Annotated in this window: 1 pseudogene; it reads right to left on the bottom strand. The window is 69.2% G+C overall.

Features of this window, described 5'->3' with window-relative positions:
• Positions 1 to 247 (bottom strand): annotated as a pseudogene (locus tag RYX56_RS26765) (hypothetical protein); the annotation flags it as partial.

The following is a 247-nucleotide window of genomic DNA, read 5'->3' as shown; positions in this document are numbered from 1 at the left end:
CTTCCACAACTCGCCCGAGGCGTTCTGTTGGGCAGTCGGATCGACGCCGCGTACCTTCGCCGGGTTCGATGATCCACTGCCCATCGCGCCATGATCCATCCCGGAATGGTCCATGTCGCCCATGCCCATGTCCTTCATGGTGAGAAGCGGGCGCGGGCGCAGCGGCGGAACCGGCGCGCTCATGCCCTCGCGCGGCGCAAGGGTCGCGCGGCCCAGGCCCGACCGGTCGCTCGCCTCGCTGACGAAG

The organism is Alkalihalophilus lindianensis, assembly GCF_032843265.1.
GTDB lineage: Bacteria > Bacillota > Bacilli > Bacillales > Bacillaceae_D > Alkalihalophilus > Alkalihalophilus lindianensis.
The sequence above is the reverse complement of the archived record's forward strand: the minus strand, read 5'-3'. Positions and strand labels throughout refer to the sequence as shown.